Raw genomic sequence first — 17,925 nt, 5'->3', positions numbered from 1 at the left:
AATGGATAAAGAACACTCCACCCATATAACCGCAGAACAAAATTACTTTGAAATTTTCGAAAAGGCCTATGAGTCAGGTGACCTTCCCAATTTTGGGCTTAATGCAAAAGGTGAAATAATCTTTTGGAATGGTGCTATGCACACCCTTTCTGATTATTACCCTGAGGAAACCATAGGAAAACACTATTCTGATTTTTTCGATATTTTTCATTATGAAAAAACATTCTCTTTAAATGGTCTCACTCAATCGCTTGATGCCAGAGTGAAAACTAGAAATGGAGAAGAACTTGCTTTGAAAATTGGCGGTGTGAAAGTGGAACATCAAGATGATGAACGCGTCTATATTTCTGTCCAAAACATTTCTAAGGAGACCTATCATGTACATGATTTAGTCAAAAGCAATACCTTAATGAAAGAGCTTTTTAGTTCTTCTGATGAAATGGTGGTTGTTTTTAACCGACAAGGTCTTATTCAATTTGCCAGCGAAAAGTTTCGACAACTTCTCAACTTAAATGATCAAGATCTCAAAAGCACTGTTTTTATTGATCTTATCCCAAAAGAATATCAAGAAAAACTTCTGATTAGTTTAAAGTTGGCAGAGGAATCTACTTCAGACAAAAAGATTGAACTTGCTTTAGAAACAGAAGGCAAAACTAAAATCACCCATTGTCAAATCAACTTTAAAAAAGAAGCCAACAACTGCTACCGACTTCACCTTACGGATATTACAGAGAAAAAACGTAAGGATAGAGAGAAAGAAGTGATTATCACTTTTGCCAAGTTATTACAACAAAACTTTAGCATTAGTGATCTTCTCGAGAAAGTCTATTTAGCCATGAAATTGGTGGTGGATATTGAAAGCTTTATCGTCGTTAGAAAGAAAGTTTTTAACGCCGGAATGTATATCGCTTTTAATAATCACACCCGCTCAAACAATAAAAAACAAGTCCCTGCCTCCGATTTTGCGTTACATATGGTCGATGTATTAAACAGACCTATGTTTATGTATCGTGAAGTGATCGAAAAATTGGCAGATCAATACAACATCAAACTAGATAAAGTTCCTGAAATTTGGATGGGACTACCTTTAGTCACTAATAATCAAAAAATGGGGATGATTGTGATACAATCTTTCTCCAATAGAAAAGCATTCAGTAAACCCGACTTAAATTTATTTGATTTAGCTACAGGTTTATTAGCCGCTGCCATCATTAGAGATCAATCTCAATTAAAAGTAAGGGCACAACGTGCACAATTGGAAGCAATCTTTGAAAGTGGTAACCAAGCCATCTGGACCTTTAACAAAAAGGGTGAAATCACTAGACACAATCAGCGCTTTGCGGAAATAATCAAGAAGTATTCGAATATCGAATTGCTGCAAGGCATGAATCTAAAAGATGTCATTCCTGAAGAAATGGCTCCCCCTGAATTCTGGAAGGATCGTTTAAGAAGCGTTTTCGAAGGAAAATCAGAATCTTTTGAATTTAAGTTTAACACTTTCGCTAAAGAGGAACAATGGCACTCAATTTCACTCAACCCAGTAAGAATGTACTCTGGGGATGGCGAAATTATTCAGGAAATAGCCGGTGTAACTAAAAATATTACCAACAGAAAGAAAATGGAACTTCACTTGGCCGATAGTGAAGAGCTTTTCCGTAATATTTTTGAAACCCTTCAAGACGTTTATTTTAGAACCGATTTAGAAGGTAAATTCAGCTTGATCTCTCCATCAGTGAAAGATATGTTGGGAGAAGATCAAATGCATGTGGTCGATAAACATGTCACCGATTATTACATCAGTGAATCTCAGTTATCGAGATTGATGAAGGAATTGGCTGTAAAAAAATCGGTAAAGAACTACGAAAGTACAGTTAGAAATAAAAAGGGAGAAGTGAGGTATATCCTATCGAACTTCCGTTTGATATACAATAAAGATAAAGAGCCCGCAGGAGTTGAAGGTCTGGCTCGTGACATTACCCCAATCAAACAATCAGAACATGAACTGAGAGAGGCAAAAGATTTAGCCGAACGTTCATTGGAGGTGAAACGTCAGTTCTTATCCAATATGTCCCACGAGATCAGAACACCTATGAATGGTGTTATTGGTATGGTAGATTTATTGGGAACAACAACACTCACTCAAGAACAAGAAAAATACGTCTCCACAATCAAAAGATCATCAGAAATTTTATTAAATATTCTGAATGATATTCTTGATTTATCAAAAATTGAAGCAGGCAAAATGGAGCTTCGTCCATTGCCTATCGATCCGAGAACGACCATTTCAAAATTGATCGCTCTCTTTCATCAAAATGCAAAAAACAAAAATACCGTATTAAGTTCGAATGTAAGTGATTCCGTACCTAAAGTTATTTTAGCTGATGAGACCCGCTTACTTCAAATCTTATCCAATTTAACTTCGAATGCCATCAAGTTTACAGATGGTGGAACTGTACGTATTGATGTAAATGGTATTCAGAAGTTTAATGGCGTTTATACGTTAATGTTTGACGTTATCGATACTGGATGTGGTATCTCTCCTGAAGGTCAAAAACATTTGTTCAAGCAGTTTAGTCAAGTTGAAGAAGACGCCTACAAAAGAACAAAAGGTGGAACAGGACTTGGACTATCCATATCACAAGAATTATGTAACATGATGAGTGGTGATATTGGTGTTGAATCTGAGGTTGGAAAAGGTAGTACTTTCTGGTTTACCATAGAGGTAAAAGAGGTCAATCACCTTACCCCAACGAATAATGCTGAAGATGTTCAAGAAATATTTTCTCCTAAAATTTCTGTCCAACAGCCTAAGGTACTTGTCGTAGATGATAACAGTGTCAATCTAATGGTTGCAGAAAGTATCCTAAAAAAAGCAGGATGTAACACAACTACAGCCAATAGTGGAAATAGAACTTTGGAGTTATTATCAGACGGACACCAGTTTGATATGATCTTTATGGATATTCAGATGCCAAATATGAACGGCATGGAAACTACCCAGAAAATCCATAAACAATTTCCAGAAGTGAAGACACCAATAATTGCAATGACTGCCTTTACCCTTCAAGAAGAACAAGAGGAGTTCATGAAAGCAGGTATGGATGGTTTCTTGGCAAAGCCTATTAAGGCACACGATTTACTTCAAAAAGTAGAACAGGTAATTGTTCAAAAAATAGATGAACAATTACCAATGGACAATGAAGTAAATGAAAATATTGAAGATATAGTTCCCGAAATAATAGAAGAGGAAACAGAGGAAGAAAAAGTGCCAAGAACAGATGTTGATATGGATGAAAATAATCATGTGATTATTGACTATTCAATCACTGCTGAGTTAGCAAAATATGGAGGTGTAGAGTTAATTGAATTATCTTTTGCCGATTTTATCAACGAAGGAGATCAATTGATTCATGATTTAGTTGAAGCAAAAAACAGTATGAATATTGTTGAAATTAAATCGATTATGCATACTTTCAAAGGTACAGCTGCCACCATAGGCATCATGAAGCTAGCGGATAAGGCAAAACATTCTGAACAAAAATTAAAAACGGATGACACCACTAATCTTATGGAAGACATAGACGATGTTTTCACTCTTTATGAAGAGTTTAAGATTACTTGGAATAAAAATGTAGGATTTTAAATATTTCTTGAATTAATACAATGTACATGCATGTCGGGTTAAAGAAACTTTTTTTTGTAACTTTAATTCGTAATTCACGTTGTGCATTATAACAAAATCAATCGATAACTATGAAAACAATTACTAAACTCGGAAGCTTAATCACATTATTTTTTGCAATATTTCTTTTGTCTTCAGTAGAGTCTAAAGCTCAAGACATCGAAAAAAGAAAGCAATATTTGATTAGCAAAGATTGGACTATTACCGAGGTAAAACGTGAAAAACTAACCAAACAAGAAGTTTACGCTTTGGACGAAGGAAATACATTACATTTTTCAATCGACAAAAAATTTGGTTTTAAAAACAACAAAAACGAATACCTTGCAGGAAAATGGGTAATGGCAGGAAAGAAATCATTACTTTTAACTCATGGTAAAGGAGACGGATCATCAGATACTGCTTCTTCTCGTTTTAAAATCGTGAAAATCTCAGAAACACGAATTATCCTAAAGAAATTAGACAAGCCTAAGGGCAAGTTCGTTTTACAATAATTTGATACCTAAAGAATAAAAACTACAATGAAGTTTACTAGAACAATCGCGTTAGCAATCGCATTTATTTCCTTATTAGTTGTTGGATCATGTTCAAGATCTGTTACTCGTATGGATCCTAACCAAGCTGTAGATATCAGTGGACGTTGGAACGATACAGATTCTAGACAAGTTTCTAAAGATATGATTTCAGATGTGATGAGCCGCCCTTGGTTGCCAAACTTTGAAAACTCAAAAAATAGAAAGCCTGTTGTAATTGTTGGTGGTGTGATCAATAAATCTCACGAACATATTGAAGCAGAGACTTTCATTAAAGATATCGAGCGTGAATTCGTTAACTCTGGTAAAGTTAGAGTTGTAGAAAACGATCAGTTTAGAGCTCAATTGCGTGCCGAACAACAATCTCAGCAAGTGAATGCTTCTGAGGAAACTAAAAAGAAAATCGCTCAAGAATTAGGTGCTGATTTTATTATGTTTGGTACAATCAATTCTACTGTTGATCAGTTGAAAAAAGAAAAATTAGTAAACTACAAAATCAACTTGGAGTTGGCTGATTTAGAATCAACTGAAAAAGTATGGATTGGTGACAAAGAGATCAAAAAATACATCAAAAACTAGTTGACGTATGGACAATGCCTAGAGGGCATACATATATCCGCTATACTTCTCCTTACCTTTTTAAATGAAGGTAAGGAGATTTACTATTTTACTTCAACCTTCACTTAATTCTTTCAAAGAATGAAGTATTATCTACGATTTTTTATATGTGCTGTTGTTGCCGTAATTGTGGTGGCGTGTGCACCTACTTTTTACGAAAAAACCTACGAATTTAACAAAGCACTTGCAGAAGGTAATTTCGAATCTGCATCGATTATGATGCAACAGAGCGAGAAAAAAATGAGCTCTGGAAGATTGGAATTTCTTTATTATGTGAATGCCGGTATGGTGGCATCCTTAATGAATGACTTCGAAAAAAGTAACAAAGACTTTCAAAAAGCTGATATTTTTATTGAGGATCACAAGAAAAATGTGTTCGAAGAAGGTGGTGCTTTATTACTAAACCCTAATTTAACTACTTACCCGGGTGAGGACCATGAAAAATTGATGGTTAACTACTTTAAAGCATTGAATTACCTGGAAATGAGACAATATAACGAAGCACTTGTAGAGTGTAAGCGTATGAATATTCGTCTCAACCAACTTAGTGATAAATACAAATCAGATAAGAAATACAAGAGAGATGCCTTCATTAATGTAATGATGGGTATTGTCTATGAAGCTTTTAATGATCCAAACAATGCATTTATTGCCTATAGAAATGCTTTAGACATTTATCAAAACGATTATGCTAAGCTTTTCAAGATGCCTGTTCCTGCTCAGTTAAAATATGATTTAATTCGTACAGCAAGAAAAACTGGACTTCACAACGAAGCCGACAAATATGCTGCTGAATTTGGAATGGATTTTCAAGAAGACGATAGTTATGCTCATTTGACTTTACTTTGGAACAATGGTATGTCTCCTGTAAAAGCGGAATGGGGTGTTAACTTTGCCATAGTACAAGGACGAAATGGTTACGTTACTTTTGTGAACAAAGAATTGGGACTAAGTTTTCCTTTTTACTGTGGTAACGATAAGCCAACTGTCTCATGGATTAAAGCAGTTTTCCCGAAATATGTAGAACGTAAAAACTTTTACAAAAATGCTCGTTTAGTAGGTGCAGATAATATCGCTTATAAATTCTCTCACGCACAAGATATCAACGCCATTTCATTTAAAGTATTAGAAGAAAGAATGTTGGTAGAATTTTCTAAGACACTTTTAAGAGTAGCAATGAAACAAAGTATCGCTGCTAAGGTATCTCAAGAAAATGAAGGATGGGGTGCTGCACTTAGTATACTAGGTTCTGCTACCGAGTCTGCAGATACTCGTTCTTGGCAATCGATGCCTAGAGATATCTCTTATACAAGAATTCCTCTTGAGGAAGGACAAACATCTGTAGATATTATCCTTACAAATGATAAAGGTGTGGAAGAAACGAAAACAATTCCTTTACCTCAGTTTGCTAAAGGTGAAAATGTAGTACTTCCTTTTTACAGTTTAGCCTCTTACTCTGCACAACAATATTAATCTTTAATCAAAGAAAATATGCAAAGGCCGTTTCATGAGTTATGAAACGGCCTTTTATATGTATTAGAATTTATAGATCTCTTACACAAATGATTTTTGAGATATATTTTGTCAACATCAGATTTATTTACAGTTTTGTGGAAACCTGATTCCATTTTTTATTAGGTAAATATTACAATCAGCATACAGATGAACATTACAGCCTACCAAAGCTTTTTTATATATTTTGGATACATTATTATCCTTTTTATCATTTCCTACTTTACCAATAAAGCACATTCAAACACCACTTTTTTTAATGGTAATAAAAAATCTCCTTGGTACGCTGTGGCTTACGGAATGATAGGCACTACGTTATCTGGTGTAACGTTTATATCTCTTCCTGGCATAGTAAAAGCTGCAGGGTTTTCTTATTTACAAATGTGCTTTGGTTACATTTTAGGTTATATAGCAATAGCCTACATTTTAATGCCTATTTATTACAACTATCAACTGATTTCTATTTACGGATATTTAGAGCATCGTTTCAATAATGTAGCTTATAAAACGGGATCTTCATTCTTTTTGATATCAAGAAGTCTACAAGCTGCAGGAAAACTATTCTTGATGGCCACTGTACTTCAAACATTCATTTTTGATCCTCTTCAACTTCCCTTTACCGTTAATGCTGCCTTTTTATTATTGATTATCAGTTTATATACCATTAAAGGAGGAATTAAAACTGTGGTTTGGACCGATACGCTTCAAACAACATTTATGATTTTAGCAGGTGTTTTCACTTTGGTGCTGATATCAAATTCATTAGACATGTCTTTATTTTCATTATGGGATAAAGTCGTTGATGAAGGAACTTACACCAAAGTATTTAACTGGGAAATCAATAGTCCTGGCTACTTTTGGAAACAATTTATCTCAGGGGCATTTATTGTGATCGTAATGACGGGGTTGGATCAAGACATGATGCAAAAGAACTTAACGATTAATACCCTCAAAAAAGCACAACTCAATATGGTCTCATTTAGTGTGATCTTATTCTTCACTATTTCCTTATTTTTAGTTATTGGTGCTTTTCTTTATACTTATGCAATAGAAATAGGTATGGAAATCCCTACTAAATCAGATCAACTTTATCCTATTATTGCTCAACAAAAGTTAGGTTTAATCGGTGCATGTATCTTCTTATTGGGTGTTATTGCAGCAGCATTCTCTAGTGCAGACTCGGCCATTACTTCTTTAACAACCGCTTTTTGTATTGACTTTTTAGGGTTTGATAGCGAGAGTCTAAAAAGCCAAAAAGCCGAAAATACAAAAAGAGGAGTTCATTTAGGTTTTGCACTTGTATTATTTTTATTGGTGCTCTATTTCGAATCAGTAAACGATACCAATGCTTTAGATACTATATTAAAGTTAGCTACCTACACTTATGGCCCATTGTTGGGATTGTTTGCCTTTGGCATATTCATGAAAAAAGAGTTCCAACCTAGGTTTATTCCATTAATTTGTATCCTATCTCCCTTAGTTTGTTATTTTTTACAAACAAATTCTGAAAATTGGTTGAATGGGTACAAATTTGGATATGAATTATTGCTACTAAATGGATCCTTTACTTTTATAGGGCTGCTAATTAGTAGTTTACCAATAAAAAAATCATGATTTTTTATTGGGTTTAATTTAGTGTAGTACTTAATAATAAACATTAGACAAGCTATGAAATCATTTTACTTCATGATGATTAGCGTTGTCATTGGGCTAACAACCACTTATAACTTTCTTGATTTGCATCATGATATCAAAAGTTTTTCAGAAATGATAAATTTAGAATCAAATGCTCCCAAAGAATCCATACGGGTCTCTGGTATCAACATGAATCTTTCTCAACCTATTCATGGAAAGTTAGGTGACTTTGACAACTTGTTCATCAAAATCTCGAGTACAAATTCTATATCTCTGCTAGATGTTGAGTATAATGATTTTGTGGTGCATGCCGCCGACGAAACAGAATCTAACAGAAATATGAATTTAGTAGGATTGACTTTCCCATTGAGTCATCAGAAAGCAACGATTCTAAACCTAAGGAAATTTATTAATCATTCAATCAAAGAAAAAGGAGACCACATTATCAAAATCAGATTAAGTAATCAAGAAGATGTTTCGAATACCAAAATCACAGAAAAGTATTTAAAAATATCTTTGAATTAATTCAAATTACCCTTTATCTCTCCCTATTTTTTCTTAATGATTCACCCATTTCCCTTAATATTTTCAAGGAGTTCAATTCTCCAAAATTAGGTAATTGTAGAGTATAGAATTTTACAGTTTGATCCATTATTTCCCTTCTTTTTGATAATGGAATAACCACATCATGCTTGTAAGGTAATTCAATAAGTTGATCTATATATTTTATCAACCCCGAGTCCATATACCCTAAAGATTGTGTTTCACTTAATAAAAGAGAGGCAGAAGTAATGTCAATTCCTAAATGATGACTCAAACGGAACATAAACTGTAAGATGAAAGAATTCCAATTATGCTTTAATTCGTCTAAGGAAATAAGGCTATCTTCTAAAAATTGATACAACTCGGGATTACCAATTTCATCTGCTCTAAGTGTTTTCTCCAACAGTTCAGAAAGGAAAGTAAGAATCATTGACTTTTGCGGATTAGTCCTTAAAGACATTAGCATTTTACTTATTCTAGCCTCCTTGACCATCATTAAAGTTGAAGTGCCTTTTTCGTATACCTGTAAGTCCAATATATTCAACGGAAGATAGAAAGATGCCTTATTGTTTTTCTTACTGAATGCTCCTTTTATTATATAATCTCTTCGGCCAAATTTCTCTGTATAGACATGAGCTATCAGAGAAGAATCTCGATAACGCATATTACTTAATACTATTCCTTTAGTCGATTCAATCATATTTAAACTACTTTACTAATAAGTTCACTACAATATCTTAAATTTGTAGTTGAATTCTATCCTATTTTTAAAATATGATCCCTCAGGAAACCGTAGAAGAAATAAAAAGAACCCTCGACATTGTTGAAGTTGTAGAGGATTTTGTCCCTTTAAAGAAAAAAGGTAAGTCTTGGATTGGACTGTGCCCTTTCCATGTGGACAATACTCCATCGATGTATGTAACACCGAGTATGAACTTGTACAAGTGTTTTTCTTGTGGTGCTTCTGGAGATGCGATCAAATTTGTACAGGAGAAAGAAGGAAAATCCTATGTTGAGGCCTTAAAATACCTAGCGGCTAAATACGGAATCAAGATCGTTGAGAAAAAACGATCTCCTGAAGAAGAAGAAAAACACAAGAGAAGAGAAAGTATTTTCTTAACCATGAATTTCGCTAAAGATTACTTTATGCGCATCATGCAAACTTCTGATGAAGGAAAATCTTTAGGTCTTGGTTATTTTAAAAATAGAGGATTCAACGGGGACACTATCAATAAGTTTGAGTTAGGTTACAGTTTAGACTCTTGGGATTCTTTGGAAAAGGAAGCTACTGGAAAAGGGTATACTGTAGAATCATTAAACTTAGCCGGACTTCAATCAGAAAATGACAAAGGAAGAAAATACGATAGATTTAGAGGTCGTGTGATGTTCCCTATCCATGATTTATCTGGACGTGTTATCGCCTTTGGTGCTAGAACGTTAAAGAAAGATGGTAAACCGAAATACCTTAACTCTCCAGAAACAGAAATTTATCATAAGAGTGATGCTTTATATGGTATTTTTCATTCGAAAGATGCGTTAAGAGTTAAGGACAGATGTTACTTAGTAGAAGGCTATACTGATGTCATCTCTTTACATCAAGCTGGAATAGAAAACGTTGTGGCCTCTTCTGGTACTGCTTTGACAGAGGGACAAATCAAACAAATAAAACGATTTACCAATAATGTTACCGCACTATTTGATGGTGATGCAGCTGGTTTAAAAGCGGCCATTCGTGGTGTGGATATGCTATTGGAACAAGGGTTAAACGTAAGAGTTGTTCGACTACCCGACGGTGAAGACCCTGATAGTTTATGTGCTTCTTTAGGTGGAGAAAAGTTTTCTGAATTCTTAAAACAAGAAGAAACTGATTTTATTCTTTTTGCAGCTCGTTTGTATAACGATGAAGCGAAAAATGATCCTATTAAGAAAGGAGAAAAAATCAGGGAGGTATTAATGAGTATTGTCAAAATACCTGATACCATTCAACAAGAAATCTTCCTTAAAGAGTGTGCTGAAGTATTTCAAATTTCCGTAGAAGGACTTGCTAAAAGCCTTCAGGAAATAAAGCAAAAAGAGATTGAGCAAGCAGAAAGGAGAAAAAATCAGCAAAGAAGACCTTATGAGAATCCATATGGAGGATCGAGAGGAACTTCTAATACTCCTGCTCCATTACCTCCATCAACTCCTCCACCATCAATGCCACCAATGGGCTTTGATGATTTCCCAGCCAATACACCTCCTCCACCTCCAATGGACGATATTCCACTTCCGCCTCCTATGGAGTTTGATGGATTCAGTAGTGGAGGAGAAATGCCGCCACCACCTCCACCTATGGATGAGATCCCGCCTATGCCTTTAGACATAGAACCTACAGCTCCTCCTATTTTACCTCCTTTGGGTACTGAAGAAGTTAAAAAACCTGCTTTTGAACGTCCAAAAGGACCAAGTAGATTAAAAAGGTTAGGCATTCATGAAGAAGAATACATTCGTATCCTAATGCTTTATGGTGATCAATACATCAATGAAGAAGTTGGCTATATTTATCAATATCTTTTTGATGAATTGGGAGATATGATGTTAGAGGACCTTTTCTGCCAACAAATTCTTGTGGATTATAAAAATGAAACTGCTATGGGAGAAATTCCATCTATTCATTTCTTCAAAGAAAAATATAGTGAGGAAAAAGACAGGAAGCGTATCCTAAATATAATTGGAGAAGATACGCACGAACCTTCTGCTGAATGGACGACTCGTCATAAAATTAATATCCCAAAGAAAGATGAGAACGTAGGTAAATTAGCTTACAATTCGTTGCTTTATTATAAAATTGCTTACCTAACTGACCTTATCAACCAATGTCAGGATGGCTTAGTAGTAGCAGAGCAAAATAATAATGAGGAGAAAATGATGGAAGCTTTGGAGCTGATGACATTATTAGCTCAACAAAGAAAGGAAATAGCAGATCAGTTAGGTATTACAATTAAATTATAATAATGTAAACTTTTAAATTGCATCTCCGTTAAAGTATTTGTTAATAGTCAAAGTTTCTGTAACTAATGATGAAGATGTATTTATTTTAGAATACATATTTGTCATCATATATAGCTATCAATTTTATAATTATTATCGGTGATCTTTCTTAAAGACCTGATATTATTAAATATCAAGGAGTTCTATTGACATTATTTTAATAACTTTTATTTCCATAGTAATCTTATAGAGTATATCTTTGTGCCTTGTCAAAGAGTAGTATACTCTAATAAAAATGGACATCATTAATTATACATAGATCTAATGAGTAATTATCAACTTTCACATTTGGATGAGTTGGAAGCTGAAGCGATATACGTTTTGCGTGAAGTTTTTGCTCAGTTCCAAAATCCAGCACTATTATTCTCAGGTGGTAAAGATTCAATTACGGTAGCTCATTTGGCGAAGAAAGCCTTCTACCCTGCCAAAATACCATTCACTTTTTTACATGTTGACACAGGACACAACTTCCCTGAAACAATTGCTTTCAGAGATAACCTTGTGAAAGACCTAGGAGTAAGACTGGCAGTTGGTTCTGTACAAGAATCAATTGATGAAGGTCGAGTTTTAGAAGAAACTGGTGCGAATGCTAGTAGAAATAAACTTCAAATTACTACTCTATTAGATACTATTGAAGATGAAAACTTTGATGTAGCTATCGGTGGTGGTCGTCGTGATGAGGAAAAAGCGAGAGCAAAAGAGCGTTTCTTCTCTCACAGAGACGAATTTGGACAATGGGATCCAAAACGTCAGCGTCCTGAATTATGGAACTTATTTAACGGAAAATACAGTCAAGGCGAGCACTTCAGAGCTTTCCCAATTTCAAACTGGACTGAATTTGATGTTTGGCAATATATCATGAGAGAGAATATCGAAATTCCTTCTTTATACTTGGCTCATGAGCGTGATGTAATTTGGAGAGATAACACTTGGTTACCTGTTTCTGAGTACACTCAGTTACGTGAAGGTGAAAAAATCGAGAAAAAGAAAATCCGTTTTAGAACACTTGGTGATATTACAATTACTGGTGGTATCGAATCTGATGCTGACACTATTGAAAAAGTAGTTGAGGAAGTATCAGCAATGCGTCAGACAGAAAGAGGTAACAGATCGGACGATAAGCGTTCTGAAACTTCTATGGAAGATCGTAAAAAAGAGGGTTATTTCTAGAACTAAAAAATTATCATCAACGTGGAAATTTTAAGATTTACAACAGCAGGTTCTGTCGATGACGGTAAAAGTACATTGATCGGACGTTTATTATATGATTCGAAGTCGATTTTCGAAGATCAATTAGATCAAGTATCAGAAACTTCGAAAAGAAAAGGTTTAGAGCATGTCGACCTTTCTTTATTAACTGATGGTTTAAGAGCTGAGCGTGAGCAAGGTATTACTATTGATGTAGCTTACAGATACTTTGCTACTCCAAGACGTAAGTTTATCATTGCGGATACTCCAGGTCACATTCAGTACACAAGAAACATGGTAACGGGTGCTTCTACTGCTAACCTTGCATTGATCTTGATCGATGCTCGTAAAGGTTTGGTAGAACAAACACACCGTCACGCAATCATTGCTTCGTTACTTCAAATCCCTCACATGATTGTTTGTGTGAACAAAATGGATTTGGTTGACTACGATGAGGAAGTATTCGAAAAAATTCAAGCTGAATTTAAAGAGTTTGCTGCTAAATTGAATTTGAAAGACATTCGTTTCGTTCCTATCTCAGCATTAAAAGGTGATAACGTAGTGAACCGTTCTGAGGAAACTCCTTGGTACGACGGTGAAACGCTATTACACACATTAGAGACTATTTATATCTCTAGTGATAACAACTACATCGATCCTCGTTTTGCTGTACAAACAATTATTCGTCCTCACTCTGATGCATTCCATGATTTCCGTGGTTATGCTGGTAGAGTATCTTCTGGTGTATTCAGAAAAGGTGATGATATCGTCGCTTTACCTTCAGGATTCACATCAAAAGTAAAAGAGATATACCTAGGTGATAAAGAGGTTGAAGAGGCTTACCCTCCTCAGTCGGTAACGATCACTTTGGAAGATGATATAGATATTTCAAGAGGTGACATGTTGGTAAGACCAAACAACAAGCCTCAACAAACACAAGACTTAGATGTAATGCTTTGCTGGATGGACGATCAGCCACCAAGACCAAGAGCTAAATACATCATCATGCACACGACTAATGAAGCAAGATGTATGATTAAAGATATTCAGTACAAGATGAATATCAATACATTAAGCAGAATTGAGGGTGATAAGTCGCTTGAAATGAATGATATCGCTAGAGTTAAAATTAGAACGACCAAGCCTATCATGAGTGATCCTTACAAATCGAACAGAGTTACAGGATCTATTATTCTTGTGGATGAAGCAACACATCAAACTGTTGCTGCAGGTATGATCAGAAGAGAGAAGTAATTCTCATCCAGATAAATAGTAAAGAACACCTAAGGTTACTTAGGTGTTTTTTATACCCTTATAATTATACTATTCTATGATTTCGTACTATAAAAAAATACAATTATTGAGTAAATTTGTAATAAGTTAAATCTAAGAAAATTGCTATCTATCTGAGTTTTTAAAATTGAAACTCAACCTTTTACATTTATTAACGTATTTAATAAGTAACTGCTCTTCTCATTAAATAATACCTTTTATGAATTGTTTAAAAACAACTATCATTGTTCCAATAATTGATTCTTTACCTGAATACCTATCCTTATTTCTCGATCAGCTTTCCCATCAAAAACATGTTGATGCATTGTTACTGTGCAACTTCAATATTAACATTGAAACACCTAATAATACGAAACTGATTTTTGCTGAAATAAATAACCTACAAGATTTAGTGCAATATTTAGGATCTCAAAAAGCAGATTATTTATTACAATATGATTATTGGACTATAGGAAGTATTCAACATTTATATGGACAAGTTTATTTGTTTTTAAATCAATTGAAAAACGAGAATACGGAAATGATCATTCTTAATGAGAATAATGAAAATCTGATCTTTTTTAAATCGAATGAAAAGGTAATTGAAGAAGTACTCATCAATCAGAATACAAAATCATTAAATAAAGTAGAAGCTGATATTATTAATAATAACTTCCGTAAAACATTTTATTTCAATCAAGGACAAATTATCGATTACTACAATCGTATGAGTTATCCGTTTATCAACATAGAACAATTATTAAAACATCGAATTGTTAAAAACTATGACAGCGATTGGCGTAAAATACCTTCTATTTTCTACTTAGATACAACTGGTTTTTACAGTGAATCAGAATTTAGACAATACTCTCAAGTGAGGTTCCAAAAAGAAGTAAAAGCTTTTGGAGTAAAATGTAAAGAGTATTTTTTAGGCTTATTTCAATCCAACAACAAAGAAATTGCTTAATCATTCCCCCTAGTGTTCCCTTGGCAAGTTATTTGATCTAAAAGAGTTAATTTTTATAAAAATTAGCCTTTCATTAAAGGATCAAAAACTTACAAGATGAATCATTTTTTTAGATCAGTAATTCGTCTGTTGTGCATTTTATTTTTTGTCGCTCCTATTCATAATTTATTCGCACAATCAGCCACTGTACCTTATGACCCTGAATATTATCATTTAATCGATCGTTTCGAGATCAAACAAAAGAATTTTGGGAATATCTTTACAAATATCAAACCTTATGGTAGACAAGATATTGCAAAATTTGTTGAGAATTTCGATTCAACCTATACAGGTAATTTATCTGAAGCTGATAAATACGAGCTTTCCTATTTAGCACTAGACAATTGGCAATACATGAGTGATTCAACAATTGCTCAAGTGAAAAAGCCTTTCTTGAAATATCTTTACAGAAGTAAAATTGACTTCGCCAATGTAAATGAAAAAGACTTTGAGGTACATGTGAATCCTTTAATCTTATTCAGTGCAGGTGATGATAACTTGAATACCTCTAGACCATTTGTGAACCAAAGAGGTGCTGTAGTCTATGGATCAATTGCAGGAAAAGTAGGCTTCTACATGCAAGCAAGTGATAACCAAGAAAGATTACCTTTCTATGCGCAACAGTATTCAAAATCCCATAATAATACCATACCTGGACAACAGTGGTATAAAAACAATGGGGATGGTACATATGATTTTTTTAATGCACAAGGTTACATCAATTTCCAATTATTGGATAAATACATTCAAGCAGAATTTGGTAGAGGTAGAAACTTCATCGGTAATGGCTACCGTTCGATGTTCTTATCGACTCATGCTAATGATTATACTTATTTGAAGCTAAATACGAGAGTTTGGCATTTAGAATACACCAATATTTTTGCCCAAATGAATGCGAGCAATGTGGCAGATATGCCGTTTACTGCTTTGCCAAAGAAATACATGGCAATGCATCATTTAGGTTGGAACATCACTAAAAACTTAAATATAGGTTTATTCGAGCAGGTGATGTTTAGTAGACATGATTCTTTAGGGAATAATCAGTTTGATATCTCTTATATGAATCCAATCATTTTCTACAGAGCTTTAGAACATGGATTAGGGGATGCTGACAACGTGCAAATCGGTTTTGATGCAAAATATAACATCTGGAATAAAGTGCAGCTTTACGGGCAGATTATGGTGGATGACCTAAGTGTAGGCAATCTTGGTAAAGGTTATTATGGTAACAAATTCGCATATCAGTTAGGGGCTAAATATATTGATGCATTCGGTTTGAGTAACCTCGACTTACAAGGAGAAATGAATGTTGTCGATCCTTACACCTATTCCCATAAGGAAACCACAGGAGCAAAAAGTAATTTATACGGCAATCAAGCACACTATTATCAAGAGTTAGCCCATCCGAATGGTGCCAACTTTTATGAGTTAATTGGTATCATTCGTTATCGTCCTCACTTCTTACCAAGATTATCAACAGTTATTAAAGGTATTTATAGAGAACAAGGATTTAATACTTACGACGAAAATGGAAATATCCTAGTCAACTACGGTCATGATATTTTTGTGAACTACAATACAGCTCCAGGATCTCCTGATTCTTTCGATAATAAATTATTACAAGGCGATAAGGTAACAACAATGTATATTGATGCTGTTTTAACTTATTCTCCTTTCCATAATATCTTTGTGGATTTACGTGCCACTTATAGAAAATTAAGCAGTGATGATAATGCCACATATAATCAATCGGAAAATTATATTGGTGCTGCATTAAGATGGAACATTGGTCAAAGACTTTATGACTTCTAAAAATTAGACCTCTTTAAGTTATTCAAAGTAGAGAAATCCGTTTCTCTACTTTTTTTATGCTCAAAAATTAATTTACGTAACATTAAATTCACATTAGAGATGGTAATATATCTATAATTAAGATAATTTTGATAATATATCTTACTCATGTACCTTATATATTAACTCAATGTTAACTCAGTATGAATAATATTCGTATATTAGAAATGTAAAGAATACGATTTTATTCATTCATGAAGTTTGCTACCACCATATTATCCCTTATCATTTTACTTTCCTTCTTTGGAAAACAGGATACGTATGGGCAAAATAATACTATCGTATTGGCTAAAAATCAATCTTCTTCTATGCTAGAATATTATGCATTGAATCAGATTGAAACTGCATGGCAACAAGATCACTTTAATATATACTTCTCTCCTACCGATAACATCAAAGCCTCTGAATTTGTCACTATGAAAAAAGAGGTAGAAGATTGGGTCAACTACTGGCAAAATCAAAAAGAGAAAAACAATAAGTCTATTGTTAAGAAGATCTTTAACAAAACAAGAAACAAATTCCTAAAGAACTACGCAGAATGCAGTAGTTTCTCTAACATGCTAAAGACGGGAACTTATGATTGTTTGACTGCTACATTATTGTATGCTCACATTTTTAATGAAATGGGCTATGATTTTACAATAAAGCAGTTAAACAGTCATGTTTACATCCTATTGAACGATGAACATTTAGGGTTAACATTAATCGAATCGACAGATGTTTATGGGTATGTAAATAATGAAGACGATATTAAAGCAAGAGAAGAAAAATATCAAACACGCTTAGAATCTTCGTTACTGTATCAAGAATATGGAATGAATTTAAGCGAAAACTTAAGTATTAAAGATTTAGCTGGGTTACAATATTACAACCAAGCTGTAAATGCTTATAGAACACAAGATTTAGATCAAGCTCAATTATCCTTATACAAAGCATCATTAGTCACCGATTCACCTAGAATCATTTACTTAAGATCTTATTTAGAAGAAGAAGGATTAGTTGAAGATTGGACGAAATAACCGTTATCAAGTAACATATAATAGAAAAGGCGTTGAACT

At 34.0% G+C, this 17,925-nt stretch carries 13 protein-coding genes; 12 read left to right on the top strand and 1 reads right to left on the bottom strand.

Annotation, left to right across the window (positions count from 1 at the left end):
- Position 1: 1 nt before the first annotated feature.
- From KMW28_RS02755 to KMW28_RS02730, 6 genes are all read left to right on the top strand, one after another.
- Entirely contained in the window at positions 2-3,643 is a 3,642-nt protein-coding gene (locus tag KMW28_RS02755) for a PAS domain S-box protein (RefSeq protein WP_169664996.1), read from the top strand.
- A gap of 110 nt (positions 3,644-3,753) precedes the next feature.
- Positions 3,754-4,173: a hypothetical protein gene (locus KMW28_RS02750; protein ID WP_066210307.1), complete on the top strand. Its 420-nt coding sequence runs from the start codon at positions 3,754-3,756 to the stop codon at positions 4,171-4,173.
- A gap of 27 nt (positions 4,174-4,200) precedes the next feature.
- Positions 4,201-4,791, top strand: coding sequence for a penicillin-binding protein activator LpoB (locus KMW28_RS02745; protein WP_066210309.1), 591 nt, complete (start codon positions 4,201-4,203; stop codon positions 4,789-4,791).
- A 120-nt stretch (positions 4,792-4,911) separates the two neighbouring features.
- Positions 4,912-6,303 (top strand): COG3014 family protein, encoded by a 1,392-nt coding sequence (locus KMW28_RS02740; RefSeq protein WP_169664997.1) that lies wholly within the window; start codon positions 4,912-4,914, stop codon positions 6,301-6,303.
- Positions 6,304-6,492: 189 nt separating this feature from the next.
- Complete coding sequence (locus KMW28_RS02735) at positions 6,493-7,956, top strand: sodium:solute symporter (protein WP_169664998.1); 1,464 nt, start codon at positions 6,493-6,495, stop codon at positions 7,954-7,956.
- A gap of 54 nt (positions 7,957-8,010) precedes the next feature.
- A complete protein-coding gene (locus KMW28_RS02730) occupies positions 8,011-8,502 on the top strand; it encodes a hypothetical protein (protein WP_169664999.1) in 492 nt (163 codons plus the stop codon).
- 13 nt (positions 8,503-8,515) lie between these two features.
- On the opposite strand, the gene recO is transcribed toward KMW28_RS02730, so the two are convergent.
- Positions 8,516-9,220 (bottom strand): DNA repair protein RecO, encoded by a 705-nt coding sequence (gene recO / locus KMW28_RS02725; RefSeq protein ID WP_169665000.1) that lies wholly within the window; start codon positions 9,218-9,220, stop codon positions 8,516-8,518.
- Between the two features lie 74 nt (positions 9,221-9,294).
- Between recO and dnaG the strand changes: the two genes are divergently transcribed.
- The 6 genes from dnaG (at position 9,295) to KMW28_RS02695 (ending at position 17,886) form a co-directional block, all read left to right on the top strand.
- Entirely contained in the window at positions 9,295-11,511 is a 2,217-nt protein-coding gene (dnaG, locus tag KMW28_RS02720; RefSeq protein ID WP_169665001.1) for a DNA primase, read from the top strand.
- Between the two features lie 303 nt (positions 11,512-11,814).
- Positions 11,815-12,720, top strand: a complete 906-nt coding sequence (gene cysD / locus KMW28_RS02715) for a sulfate adenylyltransferase subunit CysD (RefSeq protein ID WP_066210320.1) — start codon at positions 11,815-11,817, stop codon at positions 12,718-12,720.
- A 15-nt stretch (positions 12,721-12,735) separates the two neighbouring features.
- On the top strand, positions 12,736-13,992 hold the full coding sequence (gene cysN / locus KMW28_RS02710) for a sulfate adenylyltransferase subunit CysN (protein ID WP_394369904.1): 1,257 nt from the start codon (positions 12,736-12,738) through the stop codon (positions 13,990-13,992).
- 238 nt (positions 13,993-14,230) lie between these two features.
- Positions 14,231-14,977, top strand: a complete 747-nt coding sequence (locus KMW28_RS02705; protein ID WP_169665002.1) for a hypothetical protein — start codon at positions 14,231-14,233, stop codon at positions 14,975-14,977.
- A 96-nt stretch (positions 14,978-15,073) separates the two neighbouring features.
- Entirely contained in the window at positions 15,074-16,828 is a 1,755-nt protein-coding gene (locus tag KMW28_RS02700) for a hypothetical protein (RefSeq protein ID WP_169665003.1), read from the top strand.
- A 233-nt stretch (positions 16,829-17,061) separates the two neighbouring features.
- Positions 17,062-17,886: a hypothetical protein gene (locus tag KMW28_RS02695; protein WP_169665004.1), complete on the top strand. Its 825-nt coding sequence runs from the start codon at positions 17,062-17,064 to the stop codon at positions 17,884-17,886.
- Positions 17,887-17,925: the final 39 nt, after the last annotated feature.

It is taken from the genome of Flammeovirga yaeyamensis (genome assembly GCF_018736045.1).
In the GTDB taxonomy this organism is placed as follows: domain Bacteria; phylum Bacteroidota; class Bacteroidia; order Cytophagales; family Flammeovirgaceae; genus Flammeovirga; species Flammeovirga yaeyamensis.
Note: the sequence above shows the minus strand (reverse complement) of the source record. Positions and strands in the feature narration are given on the sequence as shown.

Excerpts from the sequence above, each read along its gene's own strand:
- KMW28_RS02740 (WP_169664997.1), top strand. The coding sequence starts at position 4,912 with ATGAAGTATTATCTACGATTTTTTATATGTGCTGTTGTTGCCGTAATT.
- KMW28_RS02705 (WP_169665002.1), top strand. The coding sequence starts at position 14,231 with ATGAATTGTTTAAAAACAACTATCATTGTTCCAATAATTGATTCTTTA.
- KMW28_RS02745 (WP_066210309.1), top strand. The coding sequence starts at position 4,201 with ATGAAGTTTACTAGAACAATCGCGTTAGCAATCGCATTTATTTCCTTA.
- KMW28_RS02750 (WP_066210307.1), top strand. The coding sequence starts at position 3,754 with ATGAAAACAATTACTAAACTCGGAAGCTTAATCACATTATTTTTTGCA.
- KMW28_RS02700 (WP_169665003.1), top strand. The coding sequence starts at position 15,074 with ATGAATCATTTTTTTAGATCAGTAATTCGTCTGTTGTGCATTTTATTT.
- KMW28_RS02695 (WP_169665004.1), top strand. The coding sequence starts at position 17,062 with ATGAAGTTTGCTACCACCATATTATCCCTTATCATTTTACTTTCCTTC.
- dnaG (WP_169665001.1), top strand. The coding sequence starts at position 9,295 with ATGATCCCTCAGGAAACCGTAGAAGAAATAAAAAGAACCCTCGACATT.
- KMW28_RS02735 (WP_169664998.1), top strand. The coding sequence starts at position 6,493 with ATGAACATTACAGCCTACCAAAGCTTTTTTATATATTTTGGATACATT.
- recO (WP_169665000.1), bottom strand. The coding sequence starts at position 9,220 with ATGATTGAATCGACTAAAGGAATAGTATTAAGTAATATGCGTTATCGA.
- KMW28_RS02730 (WP_169664999.1), top strand. The coding sequence starts at position 8,011 with ATGAAATCATTTTACTTCATGATGATTAGCGTTGTCATTGGGCTAACA.
- cysD (WP_066210320.1), top strand. The coding sequence starts at position 11,815 with ATGAGTAATTATCAACTTTCACATTTGGATGAGTTGGAAGCTGAAGCG.
- KMW28_RS02755 (WP_169664996.1), top strand. The coding sequence starts at position 2 with ATGGATAAAGAACACTCCACCCATATAACCGCAGAACAAAATTACTTT.